The organism is Vibrio sp. R-1 (assembly GCF_035615595.1).
Taxonomy (GTDB): domain Bacteria; phylum Pseudomonadota; class Gammaproteobacteria; order Enterobacterales; family Vibrionaceae; genus Vibrio; species Vibrio cholerae.
Genome location: NZ_WPDC01000011.1, coordinates 1 through 24,058, shown reverse-complemented (window position 1 = coordinate 24,058; position 24,058 = coordinate 1). Strand labels below are relative to the sequence as shown.

Below are 24,058 nucleotides of genomic sequence, written 5' to 3'. Positions count from 1 at the left end.
ATACTCAAACTACTTGGTGTTGCAGCTTCAAGTAGCAAGGGGATGACTAGGATCTCACTAAGCACTTTGTTAATCTCAAAACGTTTGCTTATCGCAAGGAGTGATTATGCGCGTTTCTCCCAATCGACGTCGCCGTTGGAACAACATTCTGATTTTGTCAGTGATTGCTTTTATCGCGGTGATTAATCTGCCGACCGTGATTAAAAGCTATTTATTGCCCGATCCGGCGAGCCAGTTTCCAAGCTTACTGAGAGCGGACGCCACCTTACAGGCGTTGCATTTCCCTGCGTTTTCATTAGAAAAAAGCCGCGAAGAGTGGCAGTCGGAGCCTGAGTTGAGTGTTGATGGGCAAGAATTAGTGCAGCGTTGGCATGCACTCACTGGGACAGAAGTGGATGAGGCGACGTATCGCGCCCTGCAACCAACGTTGCCAAACGCACAAACGATAGAAGTGTGGTATGCCGATCGCGAAGAGCCACAAAGGATCACCTTCTATCAAACCCCACAATTTTGGTTGCTAAAAAACTGGCAAGATCGTTGGATTGCGGTCTCGGCCGAAGCGAGTTATCTATTCCCTGCGCCATTGTAAGAGGTTGTCATGCCTGAATTACCTGAAGTTGAAGTCAGCCGTTTAGGGATCTCCCCACATTTGGTCGGCGGCACCATTCAATCCTTAGTGTTACGTACGCCCAAGTTGCGCTGGCCTATCCCTCAAGAGCTGAAACAGCTTGAAGGGCAGACTATTCTCGCGATTCATCGCCGCGCTAAATATCTTATTATTGAAACCGCCGTCGGCAGTGCTATTGTGCATTTGGGTATGTCTGGCTCGCTGCGTATTTTGGATGGCGATTTTCCTGCTGCGAAACACGATCATGTGGATCTGGTGATGACCAGCGGCAAACGGCTGCGCTATAACGATCCGCGTCGCTTCGGGGCTTGGTTATGGTGTGCGCCTGATGAGAGCCATGAAGTGCTCGGGCGTTTGGGGCCTGAGCCGTTGACCGAAGCTTTTAACGCTGAATATATGATGGACAAAGCGCGCAACAAACGCATTGCAGTAAAAGCTTTCATCATGGACAACGCAGCGGTCGTGGGGGTGGGGAATATCTATGCCAATGAATCGCTGTTTACATCACGCCTCCATCCACTGCGCCCCGCTCATTCGCTGAGCTTAGAGGAGTGGCAAACCTTAGTGGCGAACATCAAACAAGTGCTGCAAGTGGCGATTAAGCAAGGCGGCACCACGCTGAAAGATTTTACTCAAAGTGATGGTAAGCCGGGCTATTTCGCGCAAGAGCTGCAAGTGTATGGCAAAGCCAAACAGCCTTGCCCCCATTGTGGAGAGCCGCTTTGCGAGCAGAAAATTGCTCAGCGCAATACCTTTTTCTGCCCGCAGTGCCAGCATTGATATACCCAAACGACTTAGAGTTGCAGGTAGCCAACACCGCTGCAGCTTCAAGTAGGAAGGGGATCGAGGGATGCGAGCTTGCATCCTTTTGAAGCGCTAGATTTTTTTCTTTTGATGTAGAGCGTTAGCGACAATAGTGGGCACAAACTCATCCACATTACCGCCGTGGATTGCCACTTCCCGCACTAAGGTCGACGAGATAAACGCGTGCTCTTCGGCGGGCGTTAAAAACACACTCTCTAAGCCCGGCATTAAACGGCGATACATATTGGTGAGACCAAATTCGTATTCAAAATCGACTGTGGTACGCAAGCCGCGGATCAAGACATTCGCTTTTTCGGCTTTGGCAAAATCAACTAACAATCCGGAAAAGCCTTTAGCGCTGACGTTATCCAAATGTGAGGTGACTTGGCGCGCGAACTCGACCCGCTCTTCGAGGGTAAACAGAGTGTTTTTACTCGGGCTGGCGGCCACGGCGATGATCACTTCATCAAACATTTGCGCGGCGCGCTCAATCAGATCCAGATGACCGTTAGTGATGGGGTCAAAAGTGCCGGGGTAAATCACTCGGGAAAGACGTTTTTGGCTCACAATCCGTTACTCATCAATCAGGGAAGTGGCCTCATCCTAACAAAAAGCCTCACATTTACCTATGAAGTCGGTATGATGAGCACGCAAAATTTCACACCTTATCGAGCACAATGAAAAAGTTACTGGTTATTCGCAACGATAAAATTGGCGATTTTATGCTGGCTTGGCCAAGTTTCGCCATGCTGAAAGCTTCTCTGCCGGATTGTCATATCACCGCGCTGGTGCCGAAATACACTGCCGCACTGGCTGAGCTTTGTCCATGGATTGACGCGGTGATTATCGACCCTGGCCAACAGGCGGATAAAGCGCAGCATAAGCAGTTGGTGCAAAGCTTAAAAGCGCAGCAGTTTGATGCTTCTATTAACCTGTTTTCGACCATGTATAACGCGCTCTTAGTGTGGAAAGCGCGCATTCCTTACCGTTTAGCTCCGGCGACCAAATTGGCGCAGATTTTTTATCAGCACCGCATTAAGCAAAAGCGCTCGCAATCGGCCAAGCCGGAATACGAATACAATCTTGATTTGGTTCGTGCCTTTTTGCGTGATATCGGCCAGCCGATTATTGAGCCGAACCCACCGTATCTGACCTTTCCTGCTGAGCAGTTGGCGGCGCAGCGCAGCAAACTCGCTGAGCAGCTAGAGCTTAATCCGGCTAAAGCGTGGCTTTTTGTCCACGCCGGCAGTGGCGGCTCCGCGAATAATCTCTCTTTGACGCAATACAGTGAGTTAGTGACAGGCGTGATGGATGAGCACAAACAAGTGGTGCTCACCGCAGGACCCGGCGAAGAAGAGAAAGCGGCGCAATTGCAAAGTTTGCTTACTGAGCAAGGAGTGCCGGCAGCCTTGTACGCCAAAAATGACGGGCTGGTGGATTTCACTCGCTCGCTGGCGTGCGCGCAGCTTTTCATTGCGGGCTCGACAGGCCCTTTGCATATCGCAGCAGCCTTGGATGTGCCCACGGTCGGATTCTTCCCAGCCAAGCGTTCAGCAACGCCACTGCGCTGGCGACCACTCAACTCGCAAGGTAAGCACATCGCTTTTTGTCCGCCGCCTGCAGACGATAAAGCAAACCAAGAGAACATGAGTCGGATTGATATGAAGAGCGTATTGACTGAGCTTGCGCCTTGGTTGCGTAGTGTGCAGCTTTAATCATGAAAAAAGGGAGCTGCGGCTCCCTTTGTCTTTGTTACTTTACTCGATAGATATCGACTTAGCGTTTGTAGTGCTCGTCATTATCACGTGCCCACAAATCAGCGTATTTTACAAAGGTGGAGTGTGCAGAGAGCAGTGCAATTAAAAATCCCTGTTTTCCATCTAAAAAACCGCGCTTGAGCAGATACATTTTCAAAAAGCAGCCCACAGCATGGACGATGCCTTGAGAAAGGGAAGCCTTCTTGCCTTTCGCTTGACGTTGATCCGCCCACGCTTTGGCGTAACCCGCGGATTTCACCAGATAGTGATGCACATCGTTATAGGTGTAGTGAATCGCATCGCCCGCTAAAGTTTCGACTTTCATGCTTGGTTCAACGTGCACCTTTTCATGCACTAATGCGTCATTGTAGCGAGTCAGTTGAGTTGGATAGAGGCGCAGTACGCGATCGGGGTACCAACCGCTATGGCGGATAAAGCGACCAAACACCCAACTCAAACGCGCGAATTGATACAAAGTATCGGGCTTATTGGCTGCAACAGCCTGCAAAATACTCTGCTTGAGCTCAGGTGTGACTCGCTCATCGGCATCCAGCCACAGCACATAATCGGACTGTACATAAGATTGTGCCAATTGGCGCTGCAGGCCAAAGCCCGGCCACTTTGCATTCACGTAAAATTTTTCAGTGTAACGACGCGCGACCTGCTCGGTTTCATCGTGACTGCCAGAATCGAGCACTACGATCTCATCAACCCAGTCGTGCACGGTTTGTAAGCACTCATCCAGATGACGCGCTTCATTTTTTACTATCAATGCGACAGCAAGCGTTGGTTTACTCACGAAAAATCCTCGTTACGAATAAATCTGGGTATAAAAGGTGTATCAATCGTTCACCTGTGTGGCCATGATGTCAGCAGCGGCACGCTCAAACATCGCAATCACTTGTTGCGCAGTGATGCGCTGCATCGCATAGGGGTCTTTAACCCGAGTGCGCCAATCAACCTGCTGCGGCGTTTTACCGGTTTCCGCAAGTAAAGCTTCTTGGTAAGCGGAAACAACATAGTGGCGATAATGGTATGGACCTGTGCGCTCAGGATTATGGTGAGCGTAGAGACCAATGATTGGTGTATTCATGGCATTAGCCATATGCGCTGGGCCTGTATCGGGGGCGATCACCAAATCTGCCTGTGCGAGCAGTGCGAGCATCTGTTGCAGCGTGCTTTTTCCCACCAAGTTTAAGACGGGGTGAGCGAGTGCTTGCTCCACTTGCGCGGCCAGATCGCGCTCAACTGGTGCTGGGCTTCCGGCCAAGATCACTTGCCAGCCTTGCTGTTGGGCATGTTCAATAACTGCTGCATAGCCCTCTGTCGTCCAATTCTTATAAGCTTTGCTTGCTCCGGGCACCACAACTAAGCGAGGCTGCTCGGGCTGAAAGTGCGCCTCAGCCCAAGCCAGATCGTCAGGCTGGCAGGTGAGTGACCACTTAGGCTCAATATCGCGAATACCTAAGTGCTCAACAAACGCCAATAAACCATCTAAGACGTGCATTTTGTCCGGTGAGGGAACTTTGACATTGGTAAACCAAGTTTGAAAATCTTGGCTGCGCGCTGCATCAAAACCCAGTTTATAGCGCGCTTTGATCCCCAAAGTCGCAATGCTGGCGCGAAAAGCGTACTGCATGTGCAGCAGCGCATCAAAACGCTCGGACTTTAATTGCTGCCAAAGCTGAGTATAAGCACGCCATCCGAGTTTTTTATCAAACACGATGACCTGAATATCGGGCAGAGATTGGATCAGTTCTGCTTCCAGTTTACCCGTCACCCAAGTGATACGTGTTTGCGGCCATTGGCGTTGAATCGCTTGTACGGCAGCAATCGTATTACAGACATCACCAATCGCCGATAAACGCAGGATACAGAGGGAGTGTGGGGCTGATTGAAACAATGCCATAGCCAAGCCTATTCGATAAAACTATTCGATAATTGAGCCAGAATTATGCAGAGCTGACCAGAAAATGTAAAATGCAGCACGCCAGATGCAGAGCAAAACTGCAAAACTACCGGATAACGATAGGAATCGCCCCTTGATACAGACGTTCAACGACGCGCAGCAGAAAGTTTGGTTTGACGACGCGCTTTTGCATGAAGACCCAAGTCAATGTTGTAACCCCGAGTTTTGGCAGCAAAATGGTAAAGTGCTCGGCAGCGCGACAGGGCGAGGCACCACGTGGTTTGTACAGTTGCAACAGACACAAGGTGCGTTGCGTCATTATCGCCGCGGTGGTTTATTTGGCAAACTAGTGGCTGATTCTTACGGGTTTACTGGTTGGGAAAAGACCCGAAGCTATCAAGAATTTATGCTGCTCAATCACTTGCGCGATGCTGGCGTTAACGTGCCGCGCCCGATTGCCGCTCGCGTACAAAAACATGGACTGCTGTATAAAGCCGATCTCTTAAGTGAAAAAGTGCCGAATGCCCGCGATCTGGTGAGTATCTTGCAAGAAAGCCCGATCAGCGATGAACTCTATCGTAAAATCGGCCGTGAGATCCGCAAAATGCACGATGCGCAAGTCAACCACACCGATCTTAATATTCATAACATCTTGATTGATGACCAAGAGAAGGTATGGATTATTGATTTTGATAAGTGTTATGTGCAATCAGGTCATAGTTGGAAACAAGACAACTTAAATAGATTAAAACGTTCGTTTGAAAAGGAATTAATCAAACGGAAAATCCATTGGACCAAAAAGCATTGGGAATTAATGCTGGCTAGTCAATAAGTAGAATTAAATGAGTAATCTGAAATATAGAGCAGATATTGACGGTTTGAGAGCGATAGCCGTTTTGATGGTGGTTTTATTCCACATGAATGCTGATTGGATCCCTGGAGGATTTATTGGTGTTGATATTTTCTTTGTTATCTCTGGCTATATCATAACGTCAGCGATTTATACTCAGATTGTAAATAAAGAATTTTCGTTTAATCAGTTTTATGTAAAACGAATCAAAAGAATCCTACCGCTATTTTATCTGGTAGCGATGACAAGTCTTGTTTTTGCATATTGGCTTTATACTCCGAATGATTTTATGGGCTTTGCCGATAGCTTACGGTATGCAAGCACATTTATTGCTAATGTTTATTTTGAAAAACACTCCGGTTATTTTGCTCCAACCTCAGAAACGTTGCCATTACTCCATACTTGGTCATTATCGATCGAAGAACAATTTTACTTTGTCTGGCCGATGGTCTTAATCCTCGCTGCTCGTTACCTCAATTCGCGCTTTTTCTGGGGAGTAATGTTTGCGACTTTAGTTGGATTCATTGGGTATTCTGAATATATGGCCAGATTAGGAGGCAGCTCTGGTTATTATTTAATTCAAAGTAGAGCTTTTGAACTCTTGATGGGAGCGCTGTTAGCAATAATGGTTTACCCAAAAAGCCAAAACAGCAGGGAATTACCAAGAGGCTTTTATCATCTTACTGGGATTGTCGGGATGGTTAGCCTAGTTTGGCTCTCTTTCTCTTTGAATGAAAGTGATGTGTTTCCCGGTATTCATGCGCTATTTGTGACTATAGCTTCCGCTTTAGTCATTGTCTCTGGGACGTCAAAAACCAGCACTATTTCGTACGTATTGAGTTTACGCCCCATGGTGCTCATCGGTCGTTTGTCTTACTCATTGTATCTATGGCATTGGCCGGTATTGGCTTTTTATCGTTACTATTTCATTAGCTTTACGATTGTCGATGCCATCATTTGTGGAGTGCTCACGGTTATTCTCTCTTTTGCCTCTTGGCTGTGGGTAGAAAACCCTTTGCGGCATGCGCAGATTGGCAAGCGATGGGTTTACTTGTTTTATTTGATTTTGCCGATTGGATGTTCGGTCGTGGTTGCTAAACAGATTGTTGCGCAAGATGGTTATCCAACACGATTCAGTGAGTCAGTCCAAGCGATATTTAGCCAATCCGCTTATACGTTTGATGATAATAAGAATCATCGTATGCAGATTGTGGATTCGTACCCTTTTGAATCACCAGTGATAGGAGACATCGAGCAACCGATTACAGCTTATATCTGGGGGGATTCACATGCAGGCCATTTTAGAAGTTTTGTTGATGTTTTAGGCAAGCAAGAGGGGTTTGCTGCACTGTTTGGAGGTTTAGGTGGCTGCCCTCCTGTTATTGGAAGCGATTTGATTAAACATGGAAAGCCAGAGCAAAAGTGTTCTGAACGTAATAATGAAATAGCCCTTAAGTTAGCTGAGTTGAAGCCGGATGTGGTTTTTTTAGCTGGACGTTGGACTATGTATGTAGAAACAACACGTTCTGTTGGAGAGAAAGGTAGTCGTGTCTACTTAGGCGATGAAACGGATTATAGCGAATCGATTGATAATAGCCGTAGAGCTTTCAAAGAAGGTTTAGAACGGACAATTAAGCATTTGGTTGAAGCTGGTATCAAGCCTATTTTGTTTGAACAAGTGCCAGATTATGACTTCAATCCTAGCAATTGTTTAGTTAAGAAAGCTACCTATGGATGGATGAAAGATGCATCCTGTGATTTGCCTTTAAGTGTAATGCTTGAACGTCAGGAGATGACAAATACAATTATTGATGAGATAGCAAAAAAATATCCACAAGTTGAAGTTATCCCAATCTTATCAATTATTTGTGATGAGGTTAGTTGTAAAAGTCAGCTAAATAGTACTCCCTTGTATATGGATAACAATCATCTTAATTATGAAGGTGCGAGAGTATTAGCAGAATACTGGTTAGGGATAAATCAATGAAATTTCAGTAAGGGGCTAGCTGATCCATCTGAACTGAGAGATACCTAAACTAGCTTAATTCTCTATTCTTAGTGATTGATATATTAAAAAACGCAATTGGCTGACGATTGCGTTTTTTGTTTTATGACCAAAACGTAGGGCCTGATTGATGGGAATACATTAGTCCAGTGGCATATGCCTTGTAGGCTAAAGCACAGGTCAGCTAGCTTAGATGAATTTTTTCTGGTGTATATGGCTTAAGTTTTGGGAGTTGTTGGCCAAAATAGTCACACAGCTGTGCACCTGAAAAATTCAAATCCATACCTACAAAATCTTTATAGTGATAATTCCACCATTTCAGTTCTAGGAGCTGACAAATTTCACTTTCAGAGAAGCGATATTTAATCACTTTGGCTGGAATACCACCGACAACCGCGTATGGTGGGACATCTTTGGTTACGACTGCATTGGCTGCGATCACTGCACCATCAGCAATCTTTATCCCTGCCTTTAAAGATACATTCTGGCCAATCCATACATCATTACCTATGACCAATCTTTCTGCTGTTTTGAGCGGTTTTAGTGCGAATGGCTGGCGCTCACCACCCAAAAAATCATACTCATAAGTTAATGGCGATGTTGTAAAGGTGTGGAGAGGATGCTCAGTACCGATTATTTTTAAACCGCCAGAGATCGAGCAGTATCGACCAACGATTGAATCTACTGGCAATGCAGAATGGGAGTATGAAAATGCCCCCATTTGCCACAAATGATTTCTTGAGATACTAAAGTGTGTGTGTGGCTCAATCGCGAGTGGCTCAGCGATCTTATAGGCTTTCTTAAACCACTTTTTGAGCGTGATATGGGACTTTTTTAACTGAATAAGCTCATTAACAGTTAAAAAGCGTTTTTGGGTTTTCATAGTCAATTAATCTTGTTCACTCGCTTTGCTATCAATTGGAAACTCTTATTTTGTCACTCGGGTTGGATGGATTTTCTTAATCATCAATCCTGTCCATTTTTTATATGCTCTATAAATACGCTTTTTATCGATTAGAGTATTTTTAGAGATCAAACCGTTAAGATACAGCCAATCCTTAAGGTCATATTCAAGCGCCAGATTACCTCGTTTATAGAAGCGCTCAGTAACATCCAATCCAATATTTTCTGGACAATCCATGAGTAAGTTATTGGCCATAAACTGTGGCCAAAAGTTTTCACCTAAGCCTGCGTGATCGCAGGTTTTACTCTCGATATGGTGCTCTTCATCGAGTAATACGGAGATCCAATTCAGACATAAAACTTGCTCAGTTGCTGGGTGGCGAGCTTTGTAGCCCGGTTTAAGCGTGAAGTGTAATTCTGGTATCCAGCGATCAGACCAAATAGTCAGGAGATCTTGGGTCAGGCCAAAGTCAAACAGATCGCTTTTATGAAAATGCACCGGGTGTCCGTAGTGGCTCGAAATAAAAAACGTACTGCTGGTGAGCACTCGCTGAGTCAAAAATTGATAATTCTGAGCTCGGGGGAGATCGGCATATCGTTCATATAACTCAACAAATTGGCGACCCGTCAGTAGGTTATCGGTACGTAACTTAACCGCATAAGGCGTTTTTACCGCTTTCAGCCCCATGTGGGTGCTGTACATCTGACGGTTATTATTGAGTTTAATTGGCTGACCGTCATAAAAAACGGTATTTGCGCCGGGATCATCCAATTCCAACACTTGGTCGTAATCGAGCCCATCCAACGGCTGCCCTTTCCAAGTAGACAGAATGATGGTCGATTTAGGAAAAAAGCGCCGTATGGAGTTCAAACATTGCTCGGTGATACCCGCGATTTGCTGACGACTGGCGCTGGCTTGCACCGGTCCCTGTACAACAAAGGTGATCGCTTCATCATCAATCTTGATCATGGTTGTGGCTGCCTCAAAAAGTCAGTGTACTCATCTGGCACGCCACAAAAAATGACCTCATGGCGCGCGATCAAGTGGTAGTGAATATTTAACCCTTTTTGAATGAGTAGGTTGTAGAGTGGCGCAATGTATAGCTCGCCTCGCTCCCATTCTTGGCTAGGTCTGGCAACGTATTCGCGATACGCCTCCAAGTAATCCTCTTTACGATGAAAGTGATAAAGCCCAGTACTGCAGAGATCGGAAATCGGATTTTTCTCGGCTGTCTGAATCACTTTGGTGCTGCCAGTATGCTCTGGTTTGGCGAAAGACCAGTTGTCACCGCTGCCCTGAAACACTTCTAGGTAGCCATCGCTGTGTTGGCTAATGTCAGGGAATACAAAATTCGGGCGGAATGTGTCGATGTTAAACACCGTGATCGAGCCTTGATGGTCCACGCCTTGCTTTGCTAATTCCTCTAACCCCAAAGTCACCGTTTCTGCTTGGCCGCGAGTTTCGGTATGCAATTCAGCAATGTAAAACTGTTTAATGCCAAGCTGAGTCGCTTTTTCGCGCACAAAGGCTGCAGTGTCGTAAACATTGCGCACAATAAACAGAAACGGAGTGCTAGCAAAATAGGCGGCAAAGCTGTTGACCGAGTGTTCAAACAGGGTTTGACCATGGGCTTCAAGCATATATTTAGGCTGGGTATAGCCGGCTTTAAAGAAACGAGAACTCATTCCCGCCATTGGGATCACAATCATTGATCAAGCCTCAGTAAAATTTGATGGAGACGAAATGCATTTGCAAACAAGGCATCTTGGCGGCGACGATCATCGGCATGCAAAGGCAACATTGAGAGGAATAGTTGAATTTGCATCGCGTAGAGATTTTTCGCCGTGAGACCGAAGGTCTGTTCAATCAGTTCGATAAAACCTTGTTGCGTCTCTTTATGATGGCTCTGTTCGGCAATCTTTAATTCGATCGCGTTATCGGCAATCTCAACATGGTAGTAACCGGCAATAATCCAGTCATATAAACCAAGAATCGAATGACTCAGCTTAGCGAGATCGTAGCGGATATCACCATATAGTGTTTTCTGTCCGTCAGGCGTCATCCCTCTAGGGTCAATTGTCTTAATCTTGTTGGCTCGGAAGTCATACAAAATGTTGCTAAAGCAAAAGTCACCGTGCAAGACCCCTAACAAGGGTTTGCCATCAGGCAGATGTTTTTGGCTATCACGCACAATTTGCGCTAGCGAAATATCTTGTCCAGCAAACTGCCATTGATCTTCTAAAGTGATGTGTCGCGCTGTACAGAATTCGTTAAGGCGTAGAGCGGTTTTATCGGCAAACAGTATGTCGAGAGTATTGATAGGAGCATTGGGCTCGACCGCTTGCTCAAGGCATAGACTTAAAAACTCCACTGCGCTAGCTAAGATTTTCTGCCAGATTTGGCTCGGTAATCTGGAAAAAACGAATAACTCGTTCAGTGCTGTTAGGTAGAGATACTCTAAACGATAGGAAATTTTCCCCTCGCTGTTTTGGCTGCCTAAATATTGTGGAATGAAACCACGCATCGCCATCGGCAGATTGTCAAACCAGTAAGCCTCAGCGGCGATTTTTTGGTTTTTGATGCTCGACTTTTCAATCCATTTAGCGGTGATAGTTAGTTCATTAAAGGCGCGCTGAGTGGTGAATTCAGCTTTGGAGTGATAGTAAGTATTCACATGGCCAAAATCGAGCCAACCGATGGAGTTGACCGCACTTAAGCCGACGCTTTTATGATAGCGATTGAGGCCTGCAATAAACTTCCATTCACTCTGTGTGATACAACGAACCAGTTCCCGTGGGCGGCTGAATTTGAAGTAACCATCGATAATTCGCTGACTTTCGTGACTCATGGGCGTATTGGCATCTTGTAGCCAATCGACTTCATCATTAGTTAATACGGCCCAGTTATAGCTGTCTTTTGCCGTGGAAACGCTGACGATATCATCGCCAACGGGCAGTTGGTTAAATAGCGTATCACCGTAGAGGATGTGCAGTGGTGCATTGAGTGAGTGCCCACTAATATTGAGTGCCGCCACCAGTGATGCCCCTAAGCTGAGTCCATCCGGCGTCGCGATAATTGTCACCTGGTGTTGTTCAAGCCATTGGCGGTCAATCTCTGAGACAGCATAAGATTCAGGCAAAGAGAGATAGACTTTTACGCCTTGTGGTGCCAAAGCGACTTGATGCTGAAACAGGCGACGATTGCCTAACGGCAGAAAACTCGGAGGAATACGCCCAAATTCAGATTCCAACTCTTGGCCAACATAGGCACCAGACATAATTAGGAACATGATTTTTCCTTCTCAAAGAGTTGGTGGATCTCTTCCAAACTCATCGAGGCAAATTCGGAAGGGCGCACGGCGCGATCATCAATGTAAAAGCCATCGTGCCCACACCAAGGTTTTCCTACTAAAATTTCATCATAAGGCACTTGGTGTTTATCCAGCCACTCAGTAATGATAGGAAGCGTGTGGATATTGATTTTGCCGACGTTACCTTCATAAGTGCGCATATTACGCGCCGTCGAAATCACAATCTCAAACCCTTGTTGGTGGTACTCGCGAAGCTTTTCAATCACATCAAGCCGAGGTAGCACGTTACGATAATCGGAAGTATTGGCTTGGGTGAGAGTGCCGTCGAGGTCGACGATCAATTTTTTCATTGGGCGAATTCCTTAGTAAAACCTAATTCGGTCAAGGTGTTTTCGAGAGCTCCACGATTTTGCATCACAATCGCTAAGGCATTTTTTCCGCACTGCTGCCGTTCTTGAGCATCAGAAAACCAATGGTTCACCTGTTTGGCAATGGTTTCTGGTTGGTCAGCAATCACACAGGCATGTGCATTCATGAGTGCGTGGGTGATATCGGTAAAGTTGTAAAAGCTAGGGCCTGTAATGATGGGTTTTGCCAGTGCGGCAGGTTCAAGCAAATTATGCCCACCGACTTTTTTACCCACTAAACTGCCACCCATAAAGCACACATCAGAGGCGCCGAGCAATACCAGCATCTCCCCCATGGTATCGCCGAGATACACTTGAGTGTCGGAGGTTATGGTTTGTTGGCTGCTACGAGTTTGCACTGAAAAGAGGCTGGCCGCGAGCTTATGCACCGCCGCAAAACGTTCAGGATGGCGCGGCACTAAAATCAAAAGAGTATCAGGATGCTGCTTGAGGATCGCTTGATGTGCCGCTAAGAGGATTTCATCTTCGCCTTGATGCGTGCTTGCGGCTATCCAGACTGGACGATGGTTTCCTAAAGCTGTTCTGAGCGCTTCACCTTGAGCAATCACCTCATCGGTGATGCTGATATCAAACTTAATCGAACCGGTAATTTTGATTTTTGTCTCAGCTACACCGAGCTTAATAAAACGCTGCGCATCGTCTGCAAATTGACATAACACTAGGCTGAGAGGTTTCGCCATACTGTTAAAGAACGGGCGAATACGCTGATAGCCGCGATAGGATTTTTCCGAAAGTCGTGCATTCACGAGTGTAATCGGCAAACCCGCTTTGGCAACGGTATGCAGAGTATTTGGCCACAGTTCTGTTTCCACTATGATCAATTGGCAAGGTCGGACACGACGCAAAAAGCCTCTTACTGCAAACGAAAAATCAATCGGGGTATAGCGATGCTCAACCCAATCCGCCAACTTTTCCGCTTGTTCTGCACCCGTCGGGGTCGTGGTAGTCAGCAGAATTGGTGTATTCGGTGAACGTTGCTTAATTTGTTTTATGAGTGGCGTTACCGCTAGGGTTTCACCCACCGACGCGGCATGGATCCAGATCGGTGGGGTTGTGGTTTTTAGTGGTGGGGTAATGCCGAAATGCTCTTTCCAACGTTTTCCAACATTGGGTTTTCCCTGTTTATGGCGATAGAGGCCATACAGTAAAAACGGTGCAGCTAAAGTGAGTAAAAGCGTATAAAGCGTACGGAGCAGCATTATTTTTTCACGAGATCTTCGGGATTGATGTGTGTCCATTTACCACGAGGTTTATCAATGTACTGGAAGTGTTCATTGGTAAAGGTGCCCTGAATACATACGTATTTACGATCTTGGGTGTGAATCACCGCTTTAGCAGACAAGATGTTATTGAGTACCGTTGGCCCTGTGGAGTGATATACCCCCATGGAAGGCTCGTAGTGATTCACGTTATAAACCACCTGTTCAATGGTGGCCTGCAGATCGGGATTGTTTGGTGCAGTCGCAATGAAGTAGTTAGTGATCTCGGTATTATTTTTAATGCGAATATACAGCTCTTGTGAGTCGCCGAGCAGCTTATCGAGCGGCCATACCAGCGTGGCATCAATATCCATATACACACCACCATAGGTATTGAGTACCACTAAACGCCATAAGTCAGCTTGGGCTGCACCGTTAGTAAGGCGTGAATAAGCATCATAAACTTCTGGTGATGCATGTTCTTTTAAGAACTTACCACGCGCTTCGGTACTCACATAGCGATAGTCACAGTTGAGCGACATTAGGCGGTTAAACAGATAGTTAAGGTAAACCGGCAGTGAGGCTTGATCGGTAAAGTTGGTTTGCCAAATAGTGCGTGGAATGGTGGCATTAGCGCGCATTTTTAGCTTAGCTGGTGAATAAGCGGGAATCGTAAAACGCAGCTTTGGAAACACCCAATGAAACGGGTAAGAGAGCATCTTAAACAGGTTGCCAGTCAGGCGGATCAGTCGGTTGGCAATCACTTTAGCGGTGTTGTTCATAAGTGTTTATATCTCATTAGCGAGTGCCGATTTCGCATCGGGCACGATAAATAGGTTTAGCGCTTCAATGACACGAGAAGGCAATAGAGAATTGAGGCAATCCATATGGCCTAGCGGGCATTCTCGTTTAAAGCAAGGGCGACACTCAATCTCGGTATGCACCATCGCCAGTTTATCGGTCAGTGGTGGCGTATATTTGGGGGAGCTAGAGCCGTAAATGGCGACAATATTACACCCGACTGCTGCAGAAACATGCATTAATCCTGAGTCATTACTCACCACCGTATGACAAGCAGCAAGCAAGTCAACCGCCTCAATTAACGAGGTTTCGCCAGCAAGGTTGGCACAGTATGCTTGTTGCTCTGAGCTTAATGCTTGTTGTATTTGGGTTGTGACCGGATGATCTTTCGCTGAGCCAAACAACCACACCTGAAAACCTTTTTCAATCACATAACGAGCGACTTCGGCATAATAGTGATCGGGCCAGCGTTTAGCTGGGCCAAACTCTGCACCTGGACAAAGACCAATAATTGGCCGCGTCGAATCTAAGCCAAGTCTCTGGCGCGCCGTCTGTTGCGCTGTATGGTCAACGGTGAGTTTTGGTCTTGGACAGTGTTCCAATGCAACGTCTGCACGCATTGTCGCTTTTGGATGAGCTAATGCGACGTACCTTTCAACCATGTATTGAAAAACACGTTTGTCCGGACGTAAGTCATTAAGCAGCCCATAACGAAATTCACCTTTCCAGCCAGTACGGCGTGGGATTTTGGCGAATACCGGAATCAGAGCAGATTTTGCTGAATTGGGTAGCACATAAGCCTGAGTGTAGTGTTTGTCTCGTAGCTCATGGCCAATAGCCCGACGCCCTAGTAGGTTGAATGCACCGTGTCCGATCGTCATTTCAATCGCCTGATTGACTTCGGGCATGCGTTCTAAAATCGGTTTGCACCAAACTGGCGCTAAAACATCAATCTGCGCGTTAGGGTGTAGCTGCTTTAGGCGTTGGTATAAGCTCTGTGACATCACCATATCGCCTACCCAAGAAGGGCCTACAATCAGTAACTTCATTTTTCACCGTCATTCTTATTTTGCGGCTATTCTAACACAGCACTAGTTTGATAAAACTCACTTGCGTTCAACAAATGCATTCAAATGCCAGTCAAGATATGCTCTAATCTGACCCAGTTTGATAATCAGCATTGTGTAGCGCGTTGGCGACTATTCTTATAAGAATTCGAGTTTTCCCTGATGAAAATCTACGTAATTAGCCTTAAAAACAGCTTAGATAGACGTGCATCAATTGAACAGCAAATGGCCTCTTATGGTCTGAAGTTTGAGTTTTTTGATGCGATTGATGGACGAATCGATCCTCCCCATCCACTCTTTGCCAATTATGACTATACCAAGCGTCTTTGGTTGACGAGTGGCAAAATGCCTATGCGAGGAGAGCTTGGTTGTTACGCAAGCCATTATTTGATGTGGCAAAAATGTGTCGAATTAGGGGAGCCGATCGTTATTCTAGAAGATGACGCTAAAATTCTTCCTAGTTTTATTAATTACCTCAATATCATACGAGTAAAAACGCAAGAGTATGGATTTCTTCGATTGGAAGAGGCTTACGATCGTAGTCGCCTGTTTTTAAAAGAAAAAACAAATGACTTTGAGGTCTCTTTTCTTACAAATAATTTTGGAGGTGCGAGAGCTTATTCGTTATCTCCTGAGAGTGCTAAAAAATTAATAAAAGGTTCTCAACGTTGGTCTATGCCCGTTGATAATTATATGGGGTCGTTATACCTACACGATATGCCATCATTTGTATTTTATCCCAGTGTTGTAGAAAACCCAGATCATTTTGAAACGACTTTCCAAAATGATAGGCAGCCGAGTGCTCCATTATATAGAAAACCTACAAGGGAATTATATTCATTATATAGAAAAATAAAGATGGCATTAGCAAACAATGTTTATAAAAAATAAACACATAGCAAAATTAGAATCTGCATTTTTTTTATCTCCTTTAGCCATACTACTTATGGCTATTTTTAATGTTCCTGATACAAAGTTTATTCTCTCTAGACTTATCCCTGTAGTTTGTCTTTATGGATTGATAAGGTATGGAAGGGAAATAAAGGATAATTATAATTCACAATTGAAAAGCTTTCTGATTTTTGGCTTTGGGGTTGTCGTTGTGTATTCTATTTATCACGTTATTCGAGGAGATGGATTCAGTTTAGCGAGAACATTAATTACAAGTCTGGTTTATTTGATTTTTGTACCTTGGAAAAGAATCAATCCCAAAATGGTATATTATATCATTGTAATTTCTGCCATTGTTTGCGGTTTGAATGCATTTTATGAACGTTATGTTTTAAATATCTACAGAGTTGGCATTGCAACTAATTCGATACCGTATGCATTATATGTCTCATTTTTAGTGCTGTCTTGTGTTTATCTATTATTAAACTCGCAATCAAAAGTATTAAAACTACTTGCGTCTATTGGTGGTGTACTTTCCTTAGCTGCGATTATTATGACTGATGTGCGAGGAGTAATACTCTTTCTTCCAGTTGCCATCATCTATTTGGTGATCACCACAATTAAACCGATATGGAAATATTATATTGCTTCGATATTATCGATAATATTGTTGTTAGGTGTTTTTTATACGATTTTTCAACCGGAGATTAATGCTCGTATTGTGCAGACTCAAAATGAGATTGCTTTGATAAAACAAGGTAATTTAACGAGTTCGATCGGTATTCGTTTGGATTTGTGGATGCACGGAGTTGAGATAATTGCTCAAAATCCACTCTTTGGCGTCGGGGATAGTGGTTTACAAGCTAGCATTTCAAAAATGACGAATCCTGGTGCAACAATGCAGCCTCATCTACATAATCAATATTTAGATCTTTTAGCGCGCTATGGCATAGTGGGTACTCTGGTAATCTTTTTGTTTTGCTTAGCTCTGATTTTTAATTTAAATAATTCGGCTTTTGAATATATTGGTAATCCTCTAGTTAATAGTATGCTTATGATGCTGATATTTGCTGGCTTAACCGATGTGCCTTTGCATCATACACATCTTATTTATTTGTTGACGATCTTGTGTGGCTTGTTGATTCGTTTTTCAGAGAGAGGAATGAATAAAAATATTCATCTTTTTAAATGCTGATGGTTATTCTTATTTTTTTGTTTTCTATAATAAATTCGGCCTTTTTATTTTTACAAGGCCGAATTTATATTTTTATTGGAAAGCGTGTGAATATTAATTTAAAAAGTTAACTCTTCCTGCCAAGTAATAGAGTCTGCGATCACTCGAGCTGGATTGCCTGCTGCTGCTGAGTTATCGGAAAAAGAATGTGTTACGGTTGAGTTAATGCCTACTATCGAACCACTTCCAATTGATACGCCTTTTAAGATGGTAACATTATCCGCAAGCCATACATGAGAACCTATATAAATACTTTTAGCCGGATTAATCCTTTTTCCATCACGTAAAATATCATGTCCATCACTGGTCATTAGTTTTACATTGCGCGAAAACATGCATTCGCTACCAATAATTAATGTAGTGTCAGATTCTCGGCATGATAAAAAACAGTTTTCGCCAATTACGCAGTTTTCGCCAATTTCTAAGAGGCAATTGTTGCCATTGAGCTCGATAGAGACGCCTTTTAAATTTGCGCCATCACGAATGATGAGTTGATTATTTTTGCCATTAACATAAATATCGCAATAGCGGATACGAGTATTTTTACCTATTTGGATACTGTTGTTAGTTTTTATCCGAATTTTATTGCGCAGTTTTGAAATTAATCCAAAGCCAGCCATCTGCAACCTCTTATGATTTTTTGTTCATTTTTCTAAATAGATAATTCCCTTTCACTTTTCGCCACAGACCGAAAGTATCAGTTCTTGGAAAAATCGCAATCCGACGTATTTGATAGGGATTTTGATGCATCACAAGTGGACCACTGTTGGTCGCTACGGCAAATGGGTAACCTAACTCCTGAACCAATTGTTTAGAGGTTGCATCATGGTCACCATAAGGATAAGCAAAGGAGGTCAGTTTCTCTCCGATTAGCGCTTCAAGTTCGAGTTTGTTGCGCAATATCTCTTCGCGTTGTTCTGATTCGCTGAGCTTACTCAAAAAGGGATGAGTCATCGTATGACCACCAATCTCTACTAATCCAGAGTCATGTAACGCCTTAACTTGCTCCGGTGACATCAAAGGGACCACTTTTTCAGGGTTGTCACTGACTTCGACATCCCAACGATTAAAATTCTCGCCAGTCACCACATACACCACGGCTTTAAATTGATACTTGTTGAGCAGCGGAAGTAACAATTCATAGTTGTCTCGGTAGCCATCATCCACGGTAATTATGATAAAACGCTTACCCGGTTGTAAGCGATGAATAAATCCCTTCTCAGAGAGATCTTTGAAGGTCAGAGTTTCAAAGCCCATCTTTTTAAGCAACTGAAAATGTTTCTCAAGCTGCTGAACATGCAAATAAGTACCATGTACTCCTTTTTCGCTGTCATCACGGATAAAGCGGTGGTACATGATGATGGGAACTTCTCGCTGTAACTTTTTGACGTAAACCGTTTGATAAAGGCTTTCAAGCTCATTCACAATCACTTGTAAATCATAGTTAAGCTTGATCTGTTCAGTAATCTCTTGAGCGCAGTGTTGTTGACTTAGACCTTGCTTAATCAAAGCGGGGAGCTGCTGGAAATCTATCGCCAGATCGTGTGGGCCAATATCGCCAAAATTAGTTGCCATGGCTTGGTTTAGATTATCCAGTTCGATAATCCCCACGCAGCTTGCTTCACCAATCGCAAGGGTCGGTCGACCACATAGGAGTGCCTCCATCGCGACTCGTCCTGCACCAATCACCAAATCTGATTGAGCCATGATCTGTTCAACGTTAGCGGAGTAGCCGGGAAATGAGACTTTATCTTGCAGTGCGCTAAAACGCGCGCTCAATGGTGTACCTGTGATCACTTGAACTTGGTAGAGGTCGAGATCTAAACACTCGGTTAGCAACCTATAGCAAAGTTCACCTTTCGGGCCACTGAGTCGGCCAATGATAGAGATAACTGGCTTAGGATTATTGGGTGCTGCGCTGCGTTTAAAGATACTTGTTTCTATCCCATTACGGCTTACGTGCAGTTGGCTCGTGGGTACATCGAGATCTTTGATTAATTGCTCTCGTATCGCTTCACAAACCGGAAGCGCTTTATCTCCCATTGCATGGAATTTTTTGCGCGAAGCATGTACCGGTTGACGACCATGGACCGTGGTCACCATTGGAGTATTAGTCAAACGGCAGGCAATATGGCAACTCCAACTTGATGCTCGTGAGTGAGCATGGACTAACTGGATCTGATGTTTCTTGATCAGGTAAACCAGATAGGCGACATGCCAAAAGCGCCGCGGGATGCTGCGTTTATTAAAGCGCAGTTTAAAAAACAGGCCATCGTGAGCTTTGGTGAGCGTATCGGAAACATAAAATACCTGATGGCCACGTCGAGTGAGCTCATTACCTACACTAGTGGCATACACCTCGGCTCCCGTTACTTCGAGTTGGGATAGGGCCATCAAAATATTCATCTAAACTCCAATTTCCACATCTGGTTATACGCCCCTTTAGGAGCCAGTTTTTTATCCCCCCCTTCAAAGGGGGGGAGTTAGGAGGGGGACATTCTTTACTTACGATTAATCAGCGCCATATATTCAGCGACACCTTCAGCCACTGTTTTGAACTGTACATCACAGCCCGCGGCACGAAGTTTGGTAAGGTCAGCCTCAGTGAACTCTTGGTAAGCACCTTTAAGATGGTCTGGGAATGGAATGGTTTCGACTTCGCCGCGACCATGGAATGCGATCACTGCTTTTGCCACTTCGTTGAACGATTCCGCTTTACCTGTACCACAGTTGAAAATGCCGGATACACCATGATCTAAAAACCACAAATTGACCGCTGCGACATCGCCAACATACACGAAATCACGTTTGAAGTGCTCACTGCCAGCAAACAGTTTCGGGTTTTCACCCGCATTCATTTGATTGTTCAAATGAAAGGCAACCGAAGCCATCGAGCCTTTATGCTGCTCACGCGGGCCGTATACGTTGAAGTAACGAAAACCCGTTATTTGGGATAAGGTTTCGTCGTGCTGTTTTGCATCTAGCCATAGGCGGCGTACATAGTTATCAAATTGCTGTTTCGAGTAACCATAAACGTTGAGTGCACCTTCGTATTGCGGTTCTTCAATAAAGGTATCGGTTTCGCCATAAGTGGCTGCTGAAGAGGCATACAAGAAAGGAATTTCACGATCTAAGCAGTAGTGCAGCAGCTCTTTAGAGTATTCATAGTTGTTGAGCATGACATATTTACCATCCCACTCTGTGGTCGCAGAGCAAGCTCCCTCATGGAAAATGGCGTCAATGGACCCAAAATCATCACCGGCCATGATCTGAGCTAGGAAGTCATCTCGATCCATATAGTCAGCGATCTGTAGATCAACCAGATTTTTGAACTTACGACCATTTTTCAAATGATCGACGACCAGAATGTCAGTGATACCACGCTCATTAAGCGCTTTGATAATGTTGCTGCCAATCATGCCAGCGCCGCCAGTTACGATAATCATTATGAATTCCTATAGATGCGAACAGTTGCACGCATTATAGCCTGACATATCTGTACTGTAATCACAAAATCTAAGCTCCGACTTCTGAAGGCTCGCCCTGTAAGATTTTTTGGTTTAGACTTCGCTGCAAAATATAGGCTGTATAACATAACGCTATTGGGAGCGAGACCTAAGGGCGGTAGCATGTCAAAATACTTGTACTTCTATACTGCAGGAGCAATCAGTGAGTTCATTAGCCAATACCTCTCCCGTTCAGTCGCCACAATACCCACATTACACCTATCCTGCGAATGATGAAATTGATTTAAAAGAGCTTTTTGCTGCTCTATGGCAAGGAAAGTGGCTAATCATAATGACCACATTGCTGTTTAGTGTGGCCGCCATAGGTTATGCATTAACCGCCCAAGAATGGTGGAGTGCCAAAGCAACCGTTAGCCAACCGCAATTGCAAGGTATTGCTAGCTACCAACAAGCAGTAAAGCGTTATCAGCCGCTGTTTGATGTGTATCAAGAAGATGGCACTATTATTGTCAGTAATGCGTTAGATAGCTTAATTGACCCTAAGCTCATTTTTCAGCAATTTATTCAAACGTTTAATGCTAACGGCACCAAACGCCGCTTTATGCAAACCAACCCTACTTTTTTAACTTTGCAAAAGCAGATGCTGGGACAAACCAATGATCCGGAGGTTATGCAGAAGCTATACGAAGAGTGGTTTGAGCGCATTCAAGCTTCAGCGGTAGATAAAAAAGCTAACGATATATTCACCTTAAGCTTTCAGTCTGTAGATAAAGCCAGCAGCCTAACCTTACTTAATGACTATATTCAGTTTGTTAACCAAACCCTCAATCAGCAGCTCAATGCTAATTTGATTAGCATCTTGACGGTTAAATATGGTGAGTTGGCACAGCAAGAGAAGAACCTATTGCAACAAGCGCAATTACGTTTATACGTTGAGTTAGAGCGTACCCAATATGCATTAAACATTGCTGAGGCAGCTGATATTAAACAGCCAGTACAAAATTTAGGTGAACAAGAGCTTTTCGCGATTAATATTGGTAGCCGCGCCTTAAAAGCCAAAGTGGATGCTTTAAAATCAATCAAAGATTTAAGTGTATTTGAGCCAAGACTGGCAATTTTACAAAGTAAGCTGAGCCAATTTGATTTAGAAACTTTGAGTGCGGAAACGAAGTGGTCGGTAAACGGTTTTTACTATTTAGACCAACCGGAACAACCACTCACCCGAGATAAACCCAAGCGTGCTTTGATTGTGGTGCTTGGTGCTTTACTTGGCGGAATGCTGGGTGTGGCGATAGTGTTAGTGAGGTTTGCGTTTAGAAGAGAGGATTCAGTTGAAGCCTTACGTTGAAAAAAGAACGAGAAAAACAATAGCTATTTGAAACTAGTTCAAATGTTTCAGGTTGTGTTAAAGGTTGAAATAAAAGTACAAAAGTTATTACTTTATATTAAGAGAATCATTCAATGAAATTTGATGTCGAAAATGTCAAGCTAGCCATCATTGGTCTTGGGTATGTTGGTTTACCGCTTGCGGTAGAGTTTGGTAAGCAACGCCCAACGATAGGATTTGATATTAACCAAACTCGAATCGATGAGCTCAGTTCTGGACATGATTCTACGTTAGAGTGCTCAGACGCTGAACTAGCACAAGCGGCCCAATTAATCTACACATCCTCACTTGAAGCACTTCAAGGATGTAATGTGTTTATTGTGACGGTACCAACACCAATTGATCAGCATAAACAACCTGATTTGACCCCACTGTTCAGAGCGTCTGAGACACTTGGCAAGGTAATCAAACAAGGCGATGTGATCATTTATGAATCCACTGTTTACCCAGGTGCTACAGAGGATGATTGTATTCCTGTGGTAGAGCGTGTTTCCGGCTTGAAGTTCAACAAAGATTTCTTTGCGGGTTATTCGCCAGAGCGCATCAATCCTGGTGACAAAGAGCACCGCGTGACCAATATTTTAAAAGTCACCAGTGGTTCTACTCCTGAGGTCGCTGAATATGTTGATCAGCTTTATAAAACGATCATCGTAGCGGGGACCCATAAAGCTTCTTGCATCAAAGTGGCTGAAGCAGCCAAAGTGATTGAAAATACTCAGCGTGATGTGAATATTGCCCTAATCAACGAGCTATCCATAATCTTTAACAAACTTGGCATTGATACCTTAGAAGTGCTAGAAGCAGCGGGTACTAAGTGGAACTTCCTCCCATTCCGTCCAGGTTTAGTTGGTGGCCACTGCATTGGTGTGGATCCATATTACCTGACGCACAAAGCGCAAAGCGTAGGCTATCATCCAGAGATGATCTTGGCAGGTCGTCGCCTTAACGACGGTATGAGCCAGTATGTGGTATCACAATTGGTTAAAAAGATGCTGAAAAAGCGCATTCACGTAGAAGGCGCAAATGTTTTGGTTATGGGGCTTACTTTTAAAGAAAACTGCCCGGACCTTCGCAATACCAAAGTCGTGGATATTGTCCATGAGCTTAAGGAATACAATATCAATGTGGATATTGTTGACCCTTGGTGTTTGAACGCTGAAGCGCAGCATGAATACGGTTTATGCCTGTGTGAACCTAAACCAAACCATTACGATGCGATTATTATGGCGGTGGCGCACAATGAGTTTCGTGAAATGGGTGCAGAAGCGATTCGAGCTCTCGGCAAAGAGACACACGTTTTGTACGACCTGAAGTACGTGCTCGAAAAACAAAACGTCGATATGCGTCTCTAATATAAAGACAACTAGTTGCTCTAGGAGGAACTTGATAAGTCTGACCTCCTAGACCCTAGACCCTA

At 44.5% G+C, this 24,058-nt stretch carries 23 protein-coding genes; 9 read left to right on the top strand and 14 right to left on the bottom strand.

All coding sequences use genetic code 11. The features are described 5' to 3' along the window. Positions 1–106 precede the first annotated feature (106 nt). Positions 107–589 carry a hypothetical protein gene (locus tag GOU96_RS04165; protein WP_033931555.1) on the top strand — a complete coding sequence of 161 codons (483 nt, stop codon included), beginning with the start codon at positions 107–109 and terminating at the stop codon, positions 587–589. A gap of 9 nt (positions 590–598) precedes the next feature. Continuing rightward, positions 599–1,408 (top strand): bifunctional DNA-formamidopyrimidine glycosylase/DNA-(apurinic or apyrimidinic site) lyase, encoded by an 810-nt coding sequence (gene mutM / locus GOU96_RS04160; protein WP_001114647.1) that lies wholly within the window; start codon positions 599–601, stop codon positions 1,406–1,408. Positions 1,409–1,504: 96 nt separating this feature from the next. On the opposite strand, the gene coaD is transcribed toward mutM, so the two are convergent. Further along, positions 1,505–1,999, bottom strand: coding sequence for a pantetheine-phosphate adenylyltransferase (gene coaD, locus GOU96_RS04155; RefSeq protein WP_000078890.1), 495 nt, complete (start codon positions 1,997–1,999; stop codon positions 1,505–1,507). A 110-nt stretch (positions 2,000–2,109) separates the two neighbouring features. On the opposite strand from coaD, the gene GOU96_RS04150 reads away from it, so the two are divergent. Beyond that, positions 2,110–3,147, top strand: coding sequence for a glycosyltransferase family 9 protein (locus GOU96_RS04150; RefSeq protein WP_267781353.1), 1,038 nt, complete (start codon positions 2,110–2,112; stop codon positions 3,145–3,147). A gap of 61 nt (positions 3,148–3,208) precedes the next feature. Here the strand turns inward: GOU96_RS04150 and GOU96_RS04145 are convergent, their stop codons facing one another. Next, a complete protein-coding gene (locus GOU96_RS04145; RefSeq protein WP_000042983.1) occupies positions 3,209–3,988 on the bottom strand; it encodes a glycosyltransferase family 2 protein in 780 nt (259 codons plus the stop codon). A 42-nt stretch (positions 3,989–4,030) separates the two neighbouring features. Continuing rightward, entirely contained in the window at positions 4,031–5,098 is a 1,068-nt protein-coding gene (locus tag GOU96_RS04140; RefSeq protein ID WP_267781351.1) for a glycosyltransferase family 9 protein, read from the bottom strand. An 85-nt stretch (positions 5,099–5,183) separates the two neighbouring features. Between GOU96_RS04140 and GOU96_RS04135 the strand changes: the two genes are divergently transcribed. Further along, positions 5,184–5,930: a 3-deoxy-D-manno-octulosonic acid kinase gene (locus GOU96_RS04135; protein WP_267781349.1), complete on the top strand. Its 747-nt coding sequence runs from the start codon at positions 5,184–5,186 to the stop codon at positions 5,928–5,930. 10 nt (positions 5,931–5,940) lie between these two features. Continuing rightward, positions 5,941–7,935 (top strand): acyltransferase family protein, encoded by a 1,995-nt coding sequence (locus GOU96_RS04130; RefSeq protein ID WP_267781347.1) that lies wholly within the window; start codon positions 5,941–5,943, stop codon positions 7,933–7,935. 202 nt (positions 7,936–8,137) lie between these two features. Here GOU96_RS04130 and GOU96_RS04125 read toward each other — a convergent pair whose 3' ends face one another. From GOU96_RS04125 to waaF, 8 genes are read right to left on the bottom strand one after another with little or no spacing between them, the layout of a single operon-like run. Then, complete coding sequence (locus GOU96_RS04125) at positions 8,138–8,836, bottom strand: CatB-related O-acetyltransferase (protein WP_000856959.1); 699 nt, start codon at positions 8,834–8,836, stop codon at positions 8,138–8,140. Positions 8,837–8,881: 45 nt separating this feature from the next. Beyond that, positions 8,882–9,826: a WavE lipopolysaccharide synthesis family protein gene (locus tag GOU96_RS04120; protein ID WP_267781345.1), complete on the bottom strand. Its 945-nt coding sequence runs from the start codon at positions 9,824–9,826 to the stop codon at positions 8,882–8,884. Then, a complete protein-coding gene (locus GOU96_RS04115) occupies positions 9,823–10,566 on the bottom strand; it encodes a glycosyltransferase family 2 protein (protein WP_267781343.1) in 744 nt (247 codons plus the stop codon). Before GOU96_RS04115 ends, GOU96_RS04120 begins: the two co-directional genes overlap by 4 nt. Continuing rightward, a complete protein-coding gene (locus GOU96_RS04110; protein ID WP_267781341.1) occupies positions 10,563–12,146 on the bottom strand; it encodes a capsular biosynthesis protein in 1,584 nt (527 codons plus the stop codon). Before GOU96_RS04110 ends, GOU96_RS04115 begins: the two co-directional genes overlap by 4 nt. Next, the gene (locus tag GOU96_RS04105) at positions 12,137–12,517 is read right to left on the bottom strand and encodes an HAD-IIIC family phosphatase (RefSeq protein ID WP_000734010.1); all 381 of its coding nucleotides are present in this window, start codon (positions 12,515–12,517) and stop codon (positions 12,137–12,139) included. Before GOU96_RS04105 ends, GOU96_RS04110 begins: the two co-directional genes overlap by 10 nt. Then, positions 12,514–13,794 (bottom strand): lipid IV(A) 3-deoxy-D-manno-octulosonic acid transferase, encoded by a 1,281-nt coding sequence (gene waaA / locus GOU96_RS04100; protein ID WP_267781338.1) that lies wholly within the window; start codon positions 13,792–13,794, stop codon positions 12,514–12,516. Before waaA ends, GOU96_RS04105 begins: the two co-directional genes overlap by 4 nt. Then, positions 13,794–14,576 (bottom strand): glycosyltransferase family 32 protein, encoded by a 783-nt coding sequence (locus GOU96_RS04095; RefSeq protein WP_267781336.1) that lies wholly within the window; start codon positions 14,574–14,576, stop codon positions 13,794–13,796. The genes waaA and GOU96_RS04095 overlap by 1 nt, the downstream gene beginning before the upstream one ends. 6 nt (positions 14,577–14,582) lie before the next feature. Then, the gene (waaF, locus tag GOU96_RS04090) at positions 14,583–15,644 is read right to left on the bottom strand and encodes a lipopolysaccharide heptosyltransferase II (protein ID WP_267781334.1); all 1,062 of its coding nucleotides are present in this window, start codon (positions 15,642–15,644) and stop codon (positions 14,583–14,585) included. 180 nt (positions 15,645–15,824) lie between these two features. Between waaF and GOU96_RS04085 the strand changes: the two genes are divergently transcribed. Both GOU96_RS04085 and GOU96_RS04080 read left to right on the top strand, forming a co-directional pair. Next, positions 15,825–16,553 carry a glycosyltransferase family 25 protein gene (locus tag GOU96_RS04085; protein WP_267781332.1) on the top strand — a complete coding sequence of 243 codons (729 nt, stop codon included), beginning with the start codon at positions 15,825–15,827 and terminating at the stop codon, positions 16,551–16,553. Beyond that, positions 16,537–17,748 carry an O-antigen ligase family protein gene (locus GOU96_RS04080; RefSeq protein ID WP_267781330.1) on the top strand — a complete coding sequence of 404 codons (1,212 nt, stop codon included), beginning with the start codon at positions 16,537–16,539 and terminating at the stop codon, positions 17,746–17,748. The genes GOU96_RS04085 and GOU96_RS04080 overlap by 17 nt, the downstream gene beginning before the upstream one ends. Positions 17,749–17,846: 98 nt before the next feature. Here GOU96_RS04080 and GOU96_RS04075 read toward each other — a convergent pair whose 3' ends face one another. The 3 genes from GOU96_RS04075 to rfaD all read right to left on the bottom strand — a co-directional run bounded on the left by GOU96_RS04075 (position 17,847) and on the right by rfaD (position 21,233). Next, positions 17,847–18,407, bottom strand: coding sequence for an acyltransferase (locus GOU96_RS04075; RefSeq protein ID WP_267781328.1), 561 nt, complete (start codon positions 18,405–18,407; stop codon positions 17,847–17,849). A gap of 10 nt (positions 18,408–18,417) precedes the next feature. Continuing rightward, positions 18,418–20,193 (bottom strand): polysaccharide deacetylase family protein, encoded by a 1,776-nt coding sequence (locus GOU96_RS04070; RefSeq protein WP_267781326.1) that lies wholly within the window; start codon positions 20,191–20,193, stop codon positions 18,418–18,420. A 95-nt stretch (positions 20,194–20,288) separates the two neighbouring features. Continuing rightward, positions 20,289–21,233 (bottom strand): ADP-glyceromanno-heptose 6-epimerase, encoded by a 945-nt coding sequence (rfaD, locus tag GOU96_RS04065; protein ID WP_188372305.1) that lies wholly within the window; start codon positions 21,231–21,233, stop codon positions 20,289–20,291. 223 nt (positions 21,234–21,456) lie between these two features. Here rfaD and GOU96_RS04060 point away from each other — a divergent pair, with 223 nt between their 5' ends. Together GOU96_RS04060 and tviB are read left to right on the top strand one after the other, a co-directional pair. Beyond that, entirely contained in the window at positions 21,457–22,602 is a 1,146-nt protein-coding gene (locus tag GOU96_RS04060; RefSeq protein WP_267781324.1) for an LPS O-antigen chain length determinant protein WzzB, read from the top strand. A 113-nt stretch (positions 22,603–22,715) separates the two neighbouring features. Then, the gene (gene tviB, locus GOU96_RS04055; RefSeq protein WP_142736913.1) at positions 22,716–23,993 is read left to right on the top strand and encodes a Vi polysaccharide biosynthesis UDP-N-acetylglucosamine C-6 dehydrogenase TviB; all 1,278 of its coding nucleotides are present in this window, start codon (positions 22,716–22,718) and stop codon (positions 23,991–23,993) included. Positions 23,994–24,058: the final 65 nt, after the last annotated feature.